The organism is Nocardiopsis sp. NPDC007018 (assembly GCF_040635075.1).
Classification (GTDB): Bacteria; Actinomycetota; Actinomycetes; order Streptosporangiales; family Streptosporangiaceae; genus Nocardiopsis.
In genome coordinates, this window is the sequence record NZ_JBEYHA010000004.1 from 118,297 (window position 1) to 135,133 (window position 16,837).

14 protein-coding genes and 1 tRNA gene are annotated in these 16,837 nt (G+C 71.0%); 14 read left to right on the forward strand and 1 reads right to left on the reverse strand.

Annotated elements, in window-relative coordinates:
* Positions 1–171: 171 nt before the first annotated feature.
* Positions 172–243 (reverse strand) — tRNA-Arg (locus ABZ635_RS03405).
* Between the two features lie 130 nt (positions 244–373).
* Between ABZ635_RS03405 and ABZ635_RS03410 the strand changes: the two genes are divergently transcribed.
* The 14 genes from ABZ635_RS03410 to ABZ635_RS03475 all read left to right on the forward strand — a co-directional run bounded on the left by ABZ635_RS03410 (position 374) and on the right by ABZ635_RS03475 (position 16,827).
* The gene (locus ABZ635_RS03410) at positions 374–772 is read left to right on the forward strand and encodes a response regulator (protein WP_357758190.1); all 399 of its coding nucleotides are present in this window, start codon (positions 374–376) and stop codon (positions 770–772) included.
* Positions 769–1,899, forward strand: a complete 1,131-nt coding sequence (locus ABZ635_RS03415) for a DALR anticodon-binding domain-containing protein (RefSeq protein ID WP_357758192.1) — start codon at positions 769–771, stop codon at positions 1,897–1,899. Before ABZ635_RS03410 ends, ABZ635_RS03415 begins: the two co-directional genes overlap by 4 nt.
* Before the next feature lie 163 nt (positions 1,900–2,062).
* Positions 2,063–3,448, forward strand: a complete 1,386-nt coding sequence (lysA, locus tag ABZ635_RS03420; protein ID WP_357758194.1) for a diaminopimelate decarboxylase — start codon at positions 2,063–2,065, stop codon at positions 3,446–3,448.
* A gap of 72 nt (positions 3,449–3,520) precedes the next feature.
* Entirely contained in the window at positions 3,521–4,807 is a 1,287-nt protein-coding gene (locus tag ABZ635_RS03425) for a homoserine dehydrogenase (RefSeq protein WP_357758197.1), read from the forward strand.
* Between the two features lie 215 nt (positions 4,808–5,022).
* The gene (gene thrC, locus ABZ635_RS03430) at positions 5,023–6,081 is read left to right on the forward strand and encodes a threonine synthase (protein ID WP_357758382.1); all 1,059 of its coding nucleotides are present in this window, start codon (positions 5,023–5,025) and stop codon (positions 6,079–6,081) included.
* Positions 6,082–6,223: 142 nt separating this feature from the next.
* Positions 6,224–7,186: a homoserine kinase gene (gene thrB, locus ABZ635_RS03435; protein WP_357758200.1), complete on the forward strand. Its 963-nt coding sequence runs from the start codon at positions 6,224–6,226 to the stop codon at positions 7,184–7,186.
* A gap of 437 nt (positions 7,187–7,623) precedes the next feature.
* Positions 7,624–9,618, forward strand: coding sequence for a transcription termination factor Rho (gene rho, locus ABZ635_RS03440; RefSeq protein WP_357758203.1), 1,995 nt, complete (start codon positions 7,624–7,626; stop codon positions 9,616–9,618).
* A gap of 216 nt (positions 9,619–9,834) precedes the next feature.
* Positions 9,835–11,661 (forward strand): L-lactate permease, encoded by a 1,827-nt coding sequence (locus tag ABZ635_RS03445; RefSeq protein ID WP_357758206.1) that lies wholly within the window; start codon positions 9,835–9,837, stop codon positions 11,659–11,661.
* A 196-nt stretch (positions 11,662–11,857) separates the two neighbouring features.
* A complete protein-coding gene (rpmE, locus tag ABZ635_RS03450) occupies positions 11,858–12,067 on the forward strand; it encodes a 50S ribosomal protein L31 (RefSeq protein ID WP_357758209.1) in 210 nt (69 codons plus the stop codon).
* Positions 12,068–12,187: 120 nt separating this feature from the next.
* Positions 12,188–13,255: a peptide chain release factor 1 gene (gene prfA, locus ABZ635_RS03455; RefSeq protein WP_357758211.1), complete on the forward strand. Its 1,068-nt coding sequence runs from the start codon at positions 12,188–12,190 to the stop codon at positions 13,253–13,255.
* The gene (prmC, locus tag ABZ635_RS03460; RefSeq protein WP_357758214.1) at positions 13,252–14,115 is read left to right on the forward strand and encodes a peptide chain release factor N(5)-glutamine methyltransferase; all 864 of its coding nucleotides are present in this window, start codon (positions 13,252–13,254) and stop codon (positions 14,113–14,115) included. Before prfA ends, prmC begins: the two co-directional genes overlap by 4 nt.
* A gap of 85 nt (positions 14,116–14,200) precedes the next feature.
* On the forward strand, positions 14,201–15,001 hold the full coding sequence (locus ABZ635_RS03465) for an L-threonylcarbamoyladenylate synthase (RefSeq protein WP_357758217.1): 801 nt from the start codon (positions 14,201–14,203) through the stop codon (positions 14,999–15,001).
* Between the two features lie 12 nt (positions 15,002–15,013).
* Positions 15,014–16,180: an MraY family glycosyltransferase gene (locus tag ABZ635_RS03470; protein ID WP_357758220.1), complete on the forward strand. Its 1,167-nt coding sequence runs from the start codon at positions 15,014–15,016 to the stop codon at positions 16,178–16,180.
* 224 nt (positions 16,181–16,404) lie between these two features.
* Positions 16,405–16,827, forward strand: coding sequence for a hypothetical protein (locus tag ABZ635_RS03475; protein WP_357758223.1), 423 nt, complete (start codon positions 16,405–16,407; stop codon positions 16,825–16,827).
* Positions 16,828–16,837: the final 10 nt, after the last annotated feature.

Sequence of the window (16,837 nt, forward strand, 5' to 3'; positions counted from 1 at the left end):
GGACGAGCACCAGGGAAGGTCCCGGACCGGTCGGGGCGGAGCCGCCCGCCGCGCGTCGGTGGAGGGCCCGGCTTCCCGGAAGGAGGGACTGACCGCTTGCGGCCGCCGAAGCGCCCGGACCACGCGAAAGACCGGCGGGACGAGGTCTCCGCCGGTCTTCCTGCTTCGCTGTGCCCCCTGGAGGATTCGAACCTCCGCACCCGGCTCCGGAGGCCGGTGCTCTATCCCCTGAGCTAAGGGGGCGCGCTGCGAGAACAACTGTAGCAGGGGTTCCGGGAGGGTTGACCACCCGAGCGGCCCACCCGGTCCCCACCGCCGCCGGATAATGGATTCCAGTGGTGCCGCCACGCTCGGCGGCGGTAGTGTCACGGGCGTGAACGCCCTTCCCGTACGGGTTCTCGTCGTCGAGGACGACGAGGTCATCCGCGAGCTCATCCGCCTCAACCTCGAACTGGAGGGGTTCGAGGTGTTCACCGCCATGGACGGCCAGGACTGTCTGGACCGGGTCGGCCACGTCGACCCCGACGTCATCACCATGGACGTGATGATGCCCCGACTCGACGGCTGGGCCACCGTCGAAAGGCTGCGGTCGGACGGTTTCGCCCGCCGCATCGTCATGGTGACCGCCCGCGCCCAGGCCGACGACCGCCGACGCGGGGAGCGCATCGGCGTGGACGACTACCTGACCAAGCCCTTCGACCCCGACGAGCTGGTCGACCTCATCAGGGCGCTCCTCGGGGAGGGCGACGGCGGGATCGGGGGAGCGGCGTGACCCCGTTCCGGCTGGAGGCCCTCGTCCGCCGCGCCGCCGCGGACGCCCTCGGCCTCGACGACGCCGACGTGCCGTTCGTGTGGCCGCGGGCCGACCACGCCGTCGAGGGGGCCGACGCCGCCGTCGCCCTGGCACCGCGCCTGGTCGGCCGGGTCCGCGACGCGCTGCCCCGGGGGCGCGACGACGCCCACCGACGCGCGGTGTCCGGGCGGATCGTCGCCCGGATCGAGGCCATGGCCGACGGAGGCGAACCCGACACCGCGTTCGCGGGCGTGCACGCCGACCACCGGGGTTTCGCCAACTTCACCTTCACCCGCGAACAGCGCGAGGACCTCCTGCGCGCCGCCGCCGACGGCCCCCGCTACCTCACCGGCCGCCCCTGGACCGGGGCGGGGGAGTGGCCCCGCACCGACCTGCACGAGGCCGGACCCCTCGCCCAGGCCCGCCGCTACGCCCGCGCCGACGCACGCGCCCGGATCGCCATGGCGGTGGGCGCGCACCCGCCGCCGCCCGGCCCCGGGGGAGAGGTCTCCTGGCGCGACCGCTACCTCGACACCGACCAGTCCGCCCTGTTCACCCCCTCCGGGCGCGCGCTCGGCCGCATCGGCGAGGCCAGCGCCCGCATCGCCTTCTGCCGCTCGGTCCCCGAACGCCCCCGCGAGAACGAGACCACGGGCCGCGACCTGCCGGTGCTGCCCTCGGCGGACCACCCCGGGGCCTGGTCCCGGCTCACCGAGGCCAACCCCGCCTTCCGGCTGCGCTACGCCCACGCGCACGCGCTCAGCAGTACGCGCTGGGCCGCCGGGCAGCGGGACGAGGGGCGCGGCTCGGCCCGCGCCCGCTGCCACCACGCCCACGGCGCGAGGGTGCGCGGACTCCTCTTCGACGGTCCCAGCGTCCTGGACACCGCCGCGCGCCGAGAGGAACCCCATATCCTGGTGAGATACCTGGAAGCGCTGACCAGTGCCTACGATGAGTGGCGGACCGGTCCCGCCGTCGCGGCCGAACCGGCCACGGGCCCGGAACCGGTCCGGGCCGCGCCCGACCCGGCGCTGCCCGCAGCCGTCGCCGGTGTGGTCGGCACCGGTCTCTTCCTGCTCGGAGTGTCGGCGCCCACAAGGCTGTAGACACCCGACGGCCGCGAACCCGGTGGGGCCAGCCCAACCCCTGTGTTCCGATCGGCTTGGTGGACAATGGGGCGGGGTCACCGTCCCGGCCCGCCCGGCAGCCTCCTCGCCGCACCGAGACCAGCCAGCCCAGACGCACCGCAGTCCCAGCCGAAAGACCGTCATGAGCCGCTACGCCCACCCCGCAGGATCACGCCACGCGGAGATCCTGCCGGAGGACAACCCGCCGCTGCCGCCCGAGGACCTCAACGCCCTCGACCCCCGGATCTGGCCCGCCACCGCGCGCCGCTCCGACGGTGAGCTCACCGTCGGCGGGGTCGGTGTGCGCGCACTCGCCGCCGAGTACGGGACACCGCTCTTCGTCATGGACGAGCAGGACTTCCGCGCCCGCGCCCGCGACTACTCCACGGCCTTCGCCGACGCCGACGTCTACTACGCGGGCAAGGCCCTGCTGACCAAGGCCGTCGCCCGCTGGGTGGTCGAGGAGGGGCTCAAGCTCGACGTGTGCTCCGGTGGCGAACTGGCCGTGGCCCTGGCGGCCGGGGTCCCCACCGACAGGGTCGCCATGCACGGCAACAACAAGTCGGTGTCCGAACTCCGCCGCGCCGTGGAGGCCGGGGTGGGCCGGATCATCCTCGACTCCCTCGACGAGATCGACCGCCTGGAGGCGGTGGCCGCGGAGTCCGGCGCGCGCCCCAGGGTGCTCATCCGCGTCACCACCGGTGTGGAGGCCCACACCCACGAGTTCGTCGCGACCGCCCACGACGACCAGAAGTTCGGTTTCGCGCTGAGTACCGGCGCCGCCGCCGAGGCGGTCCGTCGCGTCCTGGCCGCCGACCACCTGGAACTGGTCGGACTGCACTCGCACATCGGCTCGCAGATCTTCGACACCTCGGGCTTCGAGGTCGCCGCCCGCCGCGTCACCCGGTTCCTCACCCAGATCCACGAGGAGCTCGACGTCACCCTGGCCGAGCTCGACCTCGGCGGCGGGCTGGGCATCGCCTACACCGCCGGTGACGACCCGCTCGACCCCAAGACGATCGCCACCAGCCTCACCGCCATCGTGCGCCGTGAGTGCCAGGACGCCGGTCTGCCCGTGCCGCGCATCGCCGTGGAGCCGGGGCGCGCCGTGGCCGGTCCGGCCGGAATCACCGTGTACGAGGTGGGCACCGTCAAGGACGTCGAGGGCATCCGCACCTACGTGAGCGTCGACGGCGGCATGAGCGACAACATCCGCACGGCCCTCTACGGCTCCGAGTACACCAGCCAGCTGGTGTCCCGGGAGAGCGACGCCGAGCCGATGCTCTCCCGCCTGGTCGGCAAGCACTGCGAGAGCGGCGACATCATCGTGCACGACCTCCACCTGCCCGCCGACCTGCGGCCGGGCGACCTGGTGGCGGTCGCGGCCACCGGTGCCTACTGCTACTCCATGGCGAGCAACTACAACCACCTGCCCCGACCCGCCATGGTGGCGGTCCGGGACGCGAACGCGCGGGTGATCGTGCGCAGGGAGACCGAGGAGGACCTCCTCCGCCTCGACGTAGGCTGAACCGTCCGCCCCGCGGGCGCCGCACGGGCGCCCGGCAGGTCCGGACACGAGAGAAGTGGGAGTCACGCCCAAATGGCGATGAAGGTGGCGCTGCTCGGATGCGGCGTTGTGGGTTCGGAAGTCGTCCGCCTGGTCAACGAGCAGTCCGAGGAACTGGCCGCGCGGATCGGCACGCCGATCGAGATCGGCGGCATCGCGGTCCGCCGACTGGACCGCGACCGTGGCGTCGACCCGGCGCTGCTGACCACCGACGCCACGGCGCTGGTCACCCGCCCGGACATCGACGTGGTGGTGGAGGTCATCGGCGGGATCGAACCGGCCCGGTCGTTGATGCTCGCCGCGATCAAGTCGGGCAAGTCCGTGGTGACGGCCAACAAGGCCCTGCTCGCCGAGGACGGTCAGACGCTGCACGCGGCGGCCCGCGAGGCCGGGGTCGACCTCTACTACGAGGCGTCCGTGGCGGGGGCCATCCCCCTGCTGCGGCCGCTGCGCGACTCCCTGGCCGGGGATCGGGTCAACCGGGTCCTGGGCATCGTCAACGGGACCACCAACTACGTCCTGGACCGGATGGACTCCCTGGGATCGGGGTTCAACGAGTCCCTGGAGGAGGCCCAGACCCTCGGTTACGCCGAGGCCGACCCGACCGCCGATGTCGAGGGGTTCGACGCCGCCGCCAAGGCCGCGATCCTGGCCCGGCTGGCGTTCCACACCCAGCGCGTGACCGCCGCCGACGTCCACCGTGAGGGCATCACCGGGGTGTCGGCGGCCGACATCGCCAGCGCCCGCGCGATGGGTTGCGTGGTCAAACTCCTGGCGATCTGCCAGCGCTCCGAGGAAGGTGGTTCCGTGGGCGTGCGCGTCCACCCGGTGATGCTGCCGGTGGAGCACCCCCTGGCCAGCGTCAAGGAGGCCTACAACGCGGTGTTCGTGGAGGCCGAGTCGGCCGGGCGGCTCATGTTCTACGGCGCGGGCGCGGGTGGGACCCCCACCGCCAGCGCCGTCCTGGGCGACCTGGTGGCGGTGGTGCGCAACCGCCTCGCCGACACCTCGGTGTCCGAGGGCGCGCACGACACGGGCCTGCCGGTGCACGACATGGGCCAGACCATCACCAGCTACCACGTGGCGCTGGACGTGGCCGACCGCCCGGGTGTGCTCTCGAAGGTCGCGGAGATCTTCGCCGACCACGGGGTGTCCATCAAGAACGTGCGCCAGGAGGGGACCGGGGACGACGCCCAGCTGGTGCTGGTCAGCCACCCCGCCCCCGACGCGGCGCTGAGCAGCACCGTGGAACGCCTCAGCGCGCACCCCATGGTCCGCGACGTGGCCAGCGTGATGCGTGTGGAGACCTTCCAGGAGTAGGGGGCCGGGGTCGCCGCTCGCGGCCCCGGACACCACCCAATGCGTCCACATCGTGAGAAACCTGCCCGGGATGCAAGACGACTCGGGCGGGGTCATAGACTCGTGGCTGGTGGGGGAGGATCTCTCCGCGACACCCACCCGCTTTCCCACGCGCGCCGAGTCCGGCCGCGCGTCCAGCGCAACCGCACCCACCCGAAAGGGACACCGTCGTGAGCATGGCACGGGCGTGGCGAGGCGTCGTCGAGGAGTACCGCGACCGCCTTCCCGTCAACGAGAACACCCCCGTCGTCACCCTCCAGGAGGGCGGCACTCCGCTGCTGCCCGCCACGCGCGTATCCGAGCTCACCGGATGCGAGGTCCTCCTCAAGGTCGAGGGCCTCAACCCCACCGGTTCCTTCAAGGACCGGGGTATGACCATGGCCATCACCAAGGCCGCCGAGGACGGCGCCAAGGCCGTCATCTGCGCCTCCACCGGTAACACCAGCGCCAGCGCCGCCGCCTACGCCATCCGCGCGGGGATGACCTGCGCGGTCCTGGTGCCCCAGGGCAAGATCGCCATGGGCAAGCTCGCCCAGGCCCTCGTGCACGGCGCCCGCCTGCTCCAGGTCGACGGCAACTTCGACGACTGCCTGGAACTGGCCCGCAAACTCAGCGTCGACTACCCGGTCGCCCTGGTGAACTCGGTCAACCCCTACCGCCTCCAGGGGCAGAAGACCGCCGCCTTCGAGATCGTGGACGCCCTGGGCGACGCCCCGGACATCCACTGCATCCCGGTCGGCAACGCGGGCAACATCACCGCCTACTGGATGGGGTACACCGAGTACGCCAAGGACGGCGTCTCCACCCGGGCACCGCGCATGTTCGGTTTCCAGGCCAGTGGTTCGTCTCCCATCGTCGACGGTGCGCCGGTGACCAGCCCGAGCACCATCGCCACCGCCATCCGGATCGGCAACCCGGCCTCCTGGAAGCTCGCCGAGCAGGCCCGTGACGAGTCGGGGGGCCTCATCGACAAGGTCACCGACCGCCAGATCATGGCCGCCTACAAGCTCCTGGCCGCGGAGGAGGGCGTGTTCGTCGAGCTCGCCTCGGCCGCCAGCGTGGCCGGACTCCTCCAGGCCTCCCGGGCCGGACTGGTCCCCAAGGGCAGCCGCGTCGTGTGCACGGTGACCGGCAACGGCCTCAAGGACCCGGACTGGGCGCTGGCCGGAGCTTCCTCCGCCACCACCGTGCCGGTGGACGCGCAGGCCGCCGCCCGCGCCCTCGGCCTCGCCTGACCACGACACGCCCGGACGTCGCCGCCTCCCCTTCCGCCCCGCCGGGCCGGAAGGGGACAAGGGTGGCCGACTCCGGCCACGGAGTCCGGCCCCGTGCCGCGCCCGCGTGCGCCCGGCCCCAGAGAACGAGAAACGAGCAGGAATGACCCCACCACGCCCCGACCGTGTCCTGGTCCGTGCCCCGGCCACGAGCGCCAACCTGGGGCCGGGATTCGACGCCCTGGGCCTGGCCGTCCAGTTGTTCAACGAATTCCACGTGGCCGTGCGTGCGGACGGTGAGCTCCGTGTGCGTGTGGAGGGGGAGGGCGCGGGCGAGGTCCCGCTCGACGGGCGCCACCTGGTGGTCCGTGCGATGAGGGAGGCCTACGAGCGGTCGGGGGAGAAGCTCCCCGGGCTGGATCTGCACTGTGTGAACGGGATTCCGCACGCGCGGGGGCTGGGGTCCTCCTCGTCGGCGATCGTCGGCGGGGTGGCGGCGGCCGCGGCCCTCCTGGGCCGGTCGGCTCCCGGCGGCGGCCCGGACCGGGAGTGGGTGTACCAGGTCGCGGCGGACATCGAGGGGCACCCGGACAACGTAGCGCCGTGTGTCTTCGGCGGTTACACGGTGGCCTTCCGCGACGGTTCGTCCTGGGGGGCGGCGCGGTTGTCTCCGGACGAGCGGCTGCTGCCGGTGCTGTGTGTGCCGGGGTGGCGGTTGTCGACGGAGCGCGCTCGGGGCCTGTTGCCGGAGTCGGTCCCGCACGCGGACGCGGCCTTCAACGCGGGGCGCGCCGCGCTGATGACGGCGGCCGTTTGTGGCCAGACCGAATCCCTGTACGCGGCCACGGAGGATCGGCTACACGAGGCGTACCGGGCCCCGGCCATGCCGCGTACGCTCGAACTCGTCCGTGACCTGCGGGGACGCGAGAACCTCCCGGCGGTGGTCTCGGGCGCCGGTCCGACGGTGCTCGTTCTGTGTTCCGCGACGGAGGGCCGGGCGCGGGAGGATTCGCCGGAAATCACCCGGCAGGTTGATTCGATTCGCCTGAGGGCGGGTAATGATTGGGTCATACGCCCCCTGCACATCGAGCCGGTGGGGGTGCGGACCCCATCTCCCCATCCGTAGCATCTGTGTCGAGGAATAGCCGTGGCCTCTGGTGATGTTAGGCTTGGTGAAGCACCAGATGCCCCGTTGCGGGGCGTGTGCTCATCCGCCACAACGGCTTCCGCGTCCCATACTCCGGCGGTCCGATCTCTCGACCTGTTGGAAGCGGTGGCCCAAGTGTCGATCCAGCGGATTTCCCGCTGTGCCCACGTCTCCCGAGTACGCTCCTCCGTCATGGTCGGGTGTGCCCTCGGGGCAGACAGGCAACACCTCCGAGCCACCCGCCCCGACGTCTGGCTGTACCCAGAGCCCGCCGCGATTGGGTAGGGGACCGTCTTCGCCGGTTCCGACATCCACGTGGGGCACGCCCTACCCGGCCCCTGCCGGTTCGCACCACCGGGCCGGCCGCTCAAGCACTCCGCTGACGGCCGAAGCCCGCTCCTTGGGAAGGACCCTTAGTGAGCGACACCACCGAACTCCGAACGGACGCGGCGGTCGACAGCAAGAAGAGCACCGACGCCTCCTCGGAGGCCGGAGAGGCCACGACCACGCGGTCTCGCACCGCCTCGCGCGGCACCGGGCTCGCCGCCCAGAAGCTCCCCGAGCTCCAGAAGCTCGCGTCGAGCATGGGCATCACCGGCACGGGGCGCATGCGTAAGAGCGACGTCATCGCCGCGATCGAGGCCAAGCAGGGCGGCCCGGTCGGCGGTCCCACGACGGCCAAATCCGCAAAGAAAGCCGACACCACCGCCAAGGCGGGTAAGGTCGAGGCTACTGACGGCCCGGCCGAAGCCCAGTCTCCCGCCAAGTCGGGCACGGACGAGGCACCGCGCAAGAGCGCCGGTGAGCGGTCGTCCGACCAGGCCGTGACCGAGACCCAGGGCGGGCGGGGCGACAAGCCCTCCCGTAACCGCCGGTCGTCCCGCAGGCGCGGTGACGAGTCCGGTGACCAGGCCCGCTCGGTGGACGGCACCGACTCCTCTACCTCCGCGAGCAGCGTGACCAAGACATCCAGCACCCCCCAGAAGAACGGCCCCGACTCCGAGGACCGTGACACCAGGTCCGGGCAGGGTCGCGAGCGCCAGCGCAACCGTCGCAACCGCAACCGCGGCGGTGACGACCAGAACGCCAACAACGGCGCCGACCGCCAGCAGGGCGGCGGCGGTGGCGGCCAGAACCAGGGCCGTGGCGGCGGCGGTAACAACGACGACGACGACTTCGGCGGTGGCCGCCGCCGCGGGCGCCGCCGCGACCGCAGGGACCGCCGAGGCGGGCGCGGGGGCGGCCAGGAGCCGGAGCCGGTCATCGGCGAGGACGACGTCCTCCTGCCGGTCGCGGGCATCCTGGACATCCTGGACAACTACGCCTTCGTCCGCACCACCGGCTACCTGCCCGGGCAGAGCGACGTCTACGTCTCCCTGGCGCAGGTGCGCAAGCACGGTCTGCGCAAGGGCGACCACATCATCGGTGCGGTCCGCCAGCCCAAGGACGGCGAGCGCCGGGAGAAGTTCAACGCCCTGGTGCGCCTGGACTCGGTCAACGGCATGTCGCCGGACCAGGCCCGAGGCCGTCAGGAGTTCTCCAAGCTCGTTCCGCTCTACCCCCAGGAGCGTCTGCGCCTGGAGACCGAGCCCAACATCCTGACCACGCGCATCATCGACCTGGTCGCGCCCATCGGCAAGGGCCAGCGCGGCCTGATCGTCTCGCCGCCCAAGGCCGGTAAGACGATGGTGATGCAGTCGATCGCCAACGCGATCACCGAGAACAACCCCGAGTGCTACCTGATGGTCATCCTCGTGGACGAGCGTCCCGAGGAAGTCACCGACATGCAGCGCACGGTCAAGGGCGAGGTCATCCACTCGACCTTCGACCGCCCGGCCGAGGACCACACGGTCGTCGCCGACCTGGCGATCGAGCGGGCCAAGCGACTCGTCGAGATGGGCATGGACGTGGTCGTCCTGCTCGACTCCATCACCCGCCTGGGCCGTGCCTACAACCTGGCGGCCCCCGCCAGCGGACGCATCATGTCCGGTGGTGTGGACTCCACCGCCCTCTACCCGCCGAAGCGGTTCTTCGGCGCGGCCCGCAACATCGAGGGCGGCGGCTCGCTGACCATCCTGGCGACCGCGCTGGTCGAGACCGGTTCGCGCGCCGACGAGGTGATCTTCGAGGAGTTCAAGGGCACCGGCAACATGGAGCTCAAGCTCAACCGGTCCCTGGCGGACAAGCGGATCTTCCCGGCCGTGGACGTGGACGCCTCCAGCACCCGTAAGGAGGAGATCCTGATGTCGCCGGAGGAGCTGAACGTCGTCTGGAAGCTCCGCCGGGTGCTGCACGCCCTGGACACGCAGCAGGCGATCGAGCTGCTCCTGGACAAGATGAAGGAGTCCAAGAGCAACGCCGAGTTCCTCATGCAGATCCAGAAGACCACGGTGGGCCCCGAGCGCTCCTAGACCGCTCCGCACTCCGTCTCGCGAGGCCCCCTTCCCGGGTTCGGGGAGGGGGCCTCGCGTGTGCGGGGTGGGATCGGTGGAGGCGGTTTCCGGAACGCGGAAGCCGATGATCACTGATGTGTCTCGGATCACACAGGGGGGCTGGTGGGTGGTCGCCCGTGAACGTAGGGTCACGCGGGCCGGAGTGCACACCCCCCCTACCAGGGAGCCACCTGGATGGACAACCTCGCCCTGCTCAGTCTTCTCGCGCTCACCCCGATCCTGGTCGTCGGAGTCCTGCTCGTCGGATTCCGCCTCCCCGCCATGTACGCGATGCCCGCCGGCTACGTGGTCGTGGTCACGATCGCCGTCCTCGTCTGGGGGACCGACCCGACGACCGTCGTCGCCTCCACCCTCCAGGGCCTGATCCTCGCCGCGGGCCTGCTCTACATCATCTTCGGCGCGCTGCTCCTGCTCTCCACCCTCACCAGGAGCGGGGCCGTCGCCACCATCCGCCGCACGTTCACCGATATCAGCCCGGACCGCCGCGTCCAGGCGATCATCATCGGTTGGTTGTTCGGCAGCTTCATCGAGGGCGCCTCGGGGTTCGGCACCCCCGCCGCCGTCGTCGCGCCCCTCATGCTCGCCCTCGGCTTCCCCGCCATGGCCGCCGTCATGGTCGGGATGGTCATCCAGAGCACCTCGGTCAGCTTCGGCGCGGTCGGCACCCCGATCCTCGTCGGCGTCGGCGGCGGACTGGACGGCGGGGGAGGGGTGGCGGCGCGCGCCTCCGAACTCGGGATGAGCTTCCCCGAGTACGTCACCGAGATCGGCTTCCAGACCGTCCTGCTGCACTCGATCACCGGGACGCTCGTCCCCCTGCTGATCTGCTGCCTGCTCTGCGGCTTCTACGGTGGGCGAAGGCGCTTCTCCGAGGGCCTCGAAGTGTGGCGGTTCGCGCTCTTCAGCGGGCTGGCACTGACGGTTCCCTCGCTCCTGTACAACTACTTCCTCGGCGTCGAGTTCACCAGCCTCCTCGGCGGACTCACCGGTCTGGTCATCGTCGTCCTCGCCGCCAGACGGGGCTTCCTCATGCCGAAGCGGGTCTGGGACTTCCCCCCGCGCGAGGACTGGCTGTCCCGCTGGACCGGCCGGATCGAGTCCGGCAGCGCGGACCAGACGGCCGACACCGGCCGCCGCGTCGGCTTCCTCAACGCGTGGGCCCCCTACCTCCTGGTCGCCGCCCTGCTCGTGGCCACCCGTACCGTCGAGCCGGTCAAGGACTGGCTCTCCGGTGTCACCGTGGGCGCCACCGACATCCTCGGCACGTCGATCGGGGACTCCGTGGCCCCGCTCTACTCGCCCGGGGCCACCTTCATCCTGATCTGCCTCGTCACCTACGGGCTGCACCGCATGCGGCCCAGGGAGATCCTCGACTCCTGGCGGATGGCCGGGTCCCAGCTGGCCGGGGCCGCCGTGGCCCTGCTCTTCGCCGTCCCGCTGGTGCGGGTCTTCATCAACACCGGCGGGGAGTTCGGGGCGACCTCCCTGGAGAGCATGCCGCTCACCCTGGCCACCGGGGCCGCCGAACTCGGTGGCCACCAGTGGCCCCTGCTGGCGCCCTGGATCGGGGCGCTCGGCGCTTTCGTGGCCGGGTCCAACACCGTCTCCAACCTGATGTTCTCCCTGTTCCAGCACTCCACCGCCGAACGCATCGGGGTCCCGCCCGAGAAGGTCGTGGCGGCCCAGGCCGCCGGTGGCGCTGCGGGCAACATGATCACCGTGCACAACGTGGTCGCGGCCTCCGCCGTGGTCGGCCTCGCGGGCCGGGAGGGCGACATCCTCCGCCAGACGGTCTTCCCGCTGACCTACTACCTGCTCACGGCCGGTTCGCTGGCGTACCTGTTCATCCACGGTCCGGGCGCCAACGCCGGGCTCCTCATGCTCTGCCTCACCCTCGGGGCCGCCGCCGCCACCCTGGCGTGGCTGCGGCACCGGGACCGGCGCACGTCCCCGGCCGCGACGGCGCACCGCCCGGGAGGGCCGAGGGGAGGCGGGGAATAGGTACTGGTCCCGGCATGGTTGATGGTCTGGCAAACTGGTATCAGGGAACGGCCCTCCTCCCCGGGGGAGAGCACGCCGCCCTCTTACCTGGATCGCCGCGACACCGGTTCGCGCATGGTCAACGAACACCGCCCCACCTCCCACGGTGGTGCGGTCGTCATGCGTCCGGCGGTCGCGCACTAGCAAGGAGACACACATGCAGGCCGACATCCACCCCGAGTACGTCCCGACCGAGGTGACCTGCACCTGCGGGGCGCAGTTCGTGACGCGCAGCACGGTGCCCGAGGGCAAGATCCGCGCCGACGTGTGCTCCGCGTGCCACCCCTTCTACACCGGCAAGCAGAAGATCCTGGACACCGGTGGCCGGGTCGCCCGCTTCGAGAAGCGCTTCGGCAAGCGCAAGTAGCGCTGCCCGTCGTCCGGTGGTGCCGCCCCCCGCGAGAGCGGGCGGCACCACCGGGCATCCAGGCGGTCCCCCGCACGGGGGAGACGGACAGGGCGAGCGACAAGACGGGAACGTGGGAAAGTGAAGCTGGACGACCTTCTTGGGGAGTACTACGAGCTGGAACAGCAGCTCGCCGACCCCGAGGTGCACGCCAACCAGACCAAGGCGCGCACGCTGGGCAAGCGCTACTCACAGCTCACCCCGATCATCGAGGCCTACCGTCAGCTTAAGGAGGTCGAGAACGACATCGACGCCGCCCGTGAGCTGGCCGCCGAGGACGCCTCCTTCGCCGAGGAGGCCGACCGCCTGACCGAGGAGGCGGAGCAGCTCACCGAGCGCCTGCGCGTCCTCCTCGTCCCGCGCGACCCCGCCGACGACAAGAACCTCATCATGGAGGTCAAGGCCGGCGAGGGCGGCGAGGAGTCCGCACTGTTCGCGGGCGACCTGGTCCGCATGTACCTGCGCTACGCGGAGCGCCAGGGCTGGAAGACCGAGGTCATCGACGCCACCCACTCCGACCTCGGCGGGTACAAGGACATCACCATCGCCTTCAAGAACCGGGGCACCCCCGAGCCCGGTTCCGGCGTGTGGCCCATGCTCAAGTTCGAGGGCGGTGTCCACCGGGTCCAGCGCGTCCCGGTCACCGAGTCGCAGGGGCGCATCCACACCTCCGCCGCCGGTGTCCTCGTGGTCCCCGAGGCCGAGGAGATCGAGATCGAGATCCACGAGAAGGATCTGCGCGTCGACGTCTACCGCTCCTCCGGGCCCGGCGGGCAGAGCGTCAACACGACCGACTCCGCCGTCCGGATCACCCACCTGCCCACCGGCATCGTGGCCTCCTGCCAGAACGAGAAGAGCCAGCTCCAGAACAAGGAGCAGGCCATGCGCATCCTGCGTGCCCGCATCTACGCCGAGGCCCAGGCGAGCGCCGACGCCGAGGCCTCCGCGGAGCGCAAGAGCCAGGTCCGCACCGTGGACCGCTCCGAGCGCGTGCGCACCTACAATTTCCCGGAGAACCGCATCTCCGACCACCGGGTCGGCTACAAGGCCTACAACCTGGACCAGGTCCTCGACGGGGAGCTGGACGGCGTCGTCAAGGCCCTCGTGGACGCGGACACCAAGGAGAGGCTCGAAGCCGCCCAGTCATGAACTTCCTGCTCGACGAGGTCGCCCGCGCCACACTCAGGCTCGCTGAGGCGGGCGTGGCCTCACCCCGTACGGACGCCGAGGAGCTCGCGGCGTTCGTGCACGGTGTCCGTCGAGGGGAACTCCACGCCGTCGCCGACGCCGACTTCGACGCACGCTACTGGGAGTGCGTCTCCCGCCGTGAGGCACGCGAACCGCTCCAGCACATCACCGGCCGCGCCTACTTCCGGTATCTGGAACTCCAGGTCGGGCCGGGCGTCTTCGTGCCCCGGCCGGAGACCGAGATCATGGTGGACTGGGCGATCGAGACCCTGCGCGCCATGGACGTGGCCGACCCGCTCGTGGTCGACCTGGGTTCCGGCTCCGGAGCCATCGCGATCTCCATCGCCCAGGAGGTCCCCCGCTCCCGGGTGCACACGGTCGAGGTCGACCCCGGAGCGCTGGAGTGGACCCGCCGCAACATCGCGTTCACCGGACACGCCGACCGCGTCACCTCCCACGAGGGCGACATGCGTACCGCCCTGCCCGAGCTCAACGGCCGCGTCGACCTGCTGATCAGCAACCCCCCCTACGTGCCGACCCGGGAGGCCGCGGTCATCCCGCCCGAGGTGCGCGACTACGACCCCGCGCCCGCCCTGTGGTCCGGTGAGGACGGGCTGGACATGATCCGCGCGCTGGAGGCGGTCGGCCGCAGGCTGCTCCGCCCCGGCGGGGCCATGGCGATCGAACACCACGACGGCCAGGGCATCGACATCCCCCGGTTGTTCCCCGAGGACCGGGGTTGGCGCGACGTCCTCAACCGCAAGGACATGGCCCGGCGCGACCGTTTCGTGGTCATGCGCCGCGCCGACGGCGACGGTTAGGGGCCCGTGCCCGCCGAGCCGCACCCCCATCCCCACCGCAGGACCGGCAACCGAGCCCGGTCGACCGAGATTGAGGTGAACGCAGGTGAGCCGCATCTACGACTGCGCGGACGAGAGCGCCCGCAGGGACGGCGTCGCCGACGCCGCGTCGGCGGTACGCCGAGGTGACCTCGTGGTGCTGCCCACGGACACCGTGTACGGCATCGGCACCGACGCCTTCAGCCCGAAGGCGGTGGCCAGCCTTCTGGAGGCCAAGGGCCGTGGCCGGGACATGCCGCCGCCGGTGCTGGTGGGTTCCATGCGTGCCGCGACCGCGCTCATCGAGGACCTGGGCAACCACGGCCGGGACCTCATGGAGGAGTTCTGGCCCGGACCGCTCACCCTGGTGTGCACCGCCACCCCCAGCCTGTCCTGGGACCTGGGCGACACCAAGGGCACCGTGGCCGTGCGCATGCCGATGGACCCGGTCGCCCTGGAACTGCTCAAGGAGACCGGTCCCATGGCGGTGAGCAGCGCCAACAAGTCCGGTCAGCCCGCCGCGACCACCGCCGGGGAGGCCATCGAACAGCTCGGTGACGACGTCGCGGTCTACCTGGACGGCGGTACGGCCGAGAGCCCGGTGGCCTCCACCATCGTGGACCTCACGTACGCGGTGCCCCGGGTGCTGCGTTCCGGGGCGATCTCCATCGAGCAGTTGCGCTCGGTGTGCGGCACGGTGATCGGCGAGCTGCGCAAGGGCCGGACCAAGCCGAAGAAGGCGCAGGAGGAGGACGAACCCGACACCGGGACGGCCTCCGGGGAGCCCGGGACACCGGAGGCGTCCGCGCCCGGGGCCGCGGGGCCGGAGACCGACGGGTCCCGGGACACCGACCGCTCCGAGAGCTAGAGGGATCAGGCAGTGCGGGAGTACGCGCTCACCTTCGTCATCGCCGCCGCGGTGACCTACCTGCTCGTCCCGCTGGTGCGCCGGTTGGCGATCGCCTTCGGGGCGGCTCCGCCGGTCCGCGACCGCGACGTGCACACCGAGCCCATCCCGCGCCTGGGCGGGCTGGCGATCTACGGGGGGTTCGCGGCGGCGCTGCTCATCTCGGCGCAGCTGCCGCACCTCCAGAACGTGTTCGTCGCCAAGACGTGGATCGGCCTGTTGCTGGCGGGCGGACTCATCACGGTCATCGGCGTCGTCGACGACCGCTGGGGGATGGACGCGCTCAGCAAGCTGGCCGGTCAGGTGGCGGCCGCGGGCATCCTCGTGTGGCAGGGCGTGCAGCTGCTGTGGCTGCCGCTGCCCGGGACCCAACTGTCACTGGGGCCCTGGCTGGGGGCGATGATCTCCATCCTGCTCATCGTGGTGACCATCAACGCGGTCAACTTCGCCGACGGCCTGGACGGCCTCGCGGCGGGCATCGTCGGTATCTCGTCGTTGGCGTTCTTCGCGTACTACTACGTGGTCGCGGTGGAGCAGGGGTTCGTCCGCCAGTCCTATCCGGCGATGATCGCGATCATCCTGGCCGGAACCTGTGTGGGCTTCCTCTTCCACAACTTCCACCCGGCGCGGGTGTTCATGGGCGACACCGGTTCGATGCTGCTGGGTCTGCTGTTGACCTCCATCACGATCACGGTCACCGGGCAGTTCGACGCCAACACCGCCCGGGAGGAGTTCAACTCCTCCGGACTGGTCGTCTTCCTGCCGATCGCGCTGCCGCTGCTGGTCATCGCGCTGCCCCTGGCGGACCTGGTGCTGGCGGTGCTGCGCCGGACCCTCGCGGGCAAGTCGCCGTTCGCCCCGGACCGAGGTCACCTGCACCACCGGCTCCTCGACATGGGGCACACGCACACCCGGGCGGTACTGCTCATGTACCTGTGGGCGGGGATCGTCGCCTTCGCCGCCGTGTCGCTGTCCATCTTCGACTCCGCCCTCATCGTCCTGACGGTCACGGTGCTGGTGGCCACCTGTGCGGTCGGTCTCATCGCCCTGCCCCGGCTGCGGCGGCGTGGGCTGCTGCCGTGGAACCGGGGAAACCGGGTCGCGGAGAAGGCAGATCACCATCGTTCAACCGATGGATAAACGCCGCGTCACGTTCGGGACGGAGGTCCCACAGGGTGTGCCGAATGTGCGCTGGTGTGAAGCTCGCGGCGAGTGTGGTCAAGGTGACACAAGGCCCGAAGTGGCCGTGGATCGGGGCTTTCGCGAGGCGTTAAGGCCGCGTTAAGGGCACCCTGGATTTGGCACCAAAAACCTTGTGATAGCTTTCACGAGCAGGTACTCACTGAACCCCACGGAGCTTCGTCATGCAGGAACACGACGCCCGGATTCTCCGCGGCGCCGCGCTTCCGAGCGCCGCGTGCGGGGTCCTGGCCATCGCGGTCTCGGCCCTTCTCGCGGGAACGGCCGGAGCTCTCAGTTCGGCCTTGGCGGTCGGTATCATCCTCGCCTGTTTCGGCCTGGGGCAGTGGGCGGTCATGATGGTCACCCGGAGGAACAAGGACCTGTTCCTCGCCGCGAACCTGCTCGGTTTCGTCGTCAAGATGGCGCTGCTGGGCATTCTGTTGGTGACCCTGGGCCGGAGCCCCCTCGTCACGGACCTCAGTAGCAACGCCTTCGTCTACAGCGCGCTGGCCGTCGTACTGGCCTGGCTGGGCGGGCAGACCTGGGCCACCTCCCGGGCGAAGATCCTTCACGTGGACCCGAGCGAGAGCTCGGAGAACACGTGATGGGGTGCCC